This is a genomic window from Pseudomonas sp. NY15435 (assembly GCF_048068295.1).
Taxonomy (GTDB): domain Bacteria; phylum Pseudomonadota; class Gammaproteobacteria; order Pseudomonadales; family Pseudomonadaceae; genus Pseudomonas.
This window is the reverse complement of the sequence record NZ_JBLUQA010000039.1, coordinates 1-317: the sequence shown is the minus strand read 5'-3', so window position 1 is coordinate 317 and position 317 is coordinate 1. Positions and strand designations below refer to the sequence as shown.

Genomic DNA, 317 nt, shown 5'->3' with positions numbered 1-317 from the left:
CCTCAGGTATTGCTACCTGAGGGCTTTCGAATATGGCGCAGCGGACGGGACTCGAACCCGCGACCCCCGGCGTGACAGGCCGGTATTCTAACCGACTGAACTACCGCTGCGTGTCGGTTGGACTTTCGTCCGGTAAAGCAACCTCCTTGCGCCTGGAGTGAATCACTCAACAGGCTGGTTCGGGGTAGGAACCAAGGAGGGGGAAAATGGCGCAGCGGACGGGACTCGAACCCGCGACCCCCGGCGTGACAGGCCGGTATTCTAACCGACTGAACTACCGCTGCGCGTAACTTGCGAGAGTGGTGGGTGATGACGGG

2 tRNA genes are annotated in these 317 nt (G+C 61.2%); both read right to left on the bottom strand.

From position 1 onward, the window contains the following. Nucleotides 1-33: 33 nt before the first annotated feature. Nucleotides 34-110, bottom strand: a tRNA-Asp gene (locus ACNFH5_RS30610). Nucleotides 111-207: 97 nt separating this feature from the next. After that, nucleotides 208-284 (bottom strand) — tRNA-Asp (locus ACNFH5_RS30605). Nucleotides 285-317 lie beyond the last annotated feature (33 nt).